General features: G+C 67.2%; 1 protein-coding gene. It reads left to right on the forward strand.

Features of this window, described 5'->3' with window-relative positions; genetic code table 11:
- The coding region (gene vgrG / locus AC1DVH_RS32550; RefSeq protein ID WP_477757231.1) for a type VI secretion system tip protein VgrG at window positions 1-543 on the forward strand (543 nt) is incomplete at both ends.

Genomic DNA, 543 nt, shown 5'->3' on the forward strand with positions numbered 1-543 from the left:
CCGGATCTACCAGCACCGCTCGGTGCCGGAGATCGTCGAGCACATCCTGCGCGGCCGCCACGCTTTCCGGGGCCAGGACTTCCTCTTCCACCTGCACCGCGAATACCCCCGGCGTGAGCAGGTGATGCAATACGGCGAAAGCGACCTGGCCTTCATTGCCCGCCTGCTGGCCGACGTCGGCATCTGGTACCGCTTCACCAGCGACGAACGCCTGGGCATCGACGTCGTCGAATTCCACGACTCCCCGCGCGCCTACCAGTTCGACGTCGAGCTGCCGCTGCGGCCGCTCTCCGGGTTAAGCAGCCGCGGTGAGGACAGCGTCTGGGCCTTGCAGTCGGAACACCAGGTGGTGGAGCAGCACGTGAACATCCGCGCCTACCACCACCGCGACGCCCGCGCGCACCTGGACGGCGACATCGACCAGACGCGCGGCGCCAAGGGCACCTACGGCGAGGCCTACCACTACGCCGAACCCTACACCACGCTCGGCGACCGCCACGACTTCCCCGAAGACGTGCAGTGCGAAAGCGGCTACTTCTATGC

The sequence above is a fragment of the Pseudomonas sp. P4_C3 genome (genome assembly GCF_056402075.1).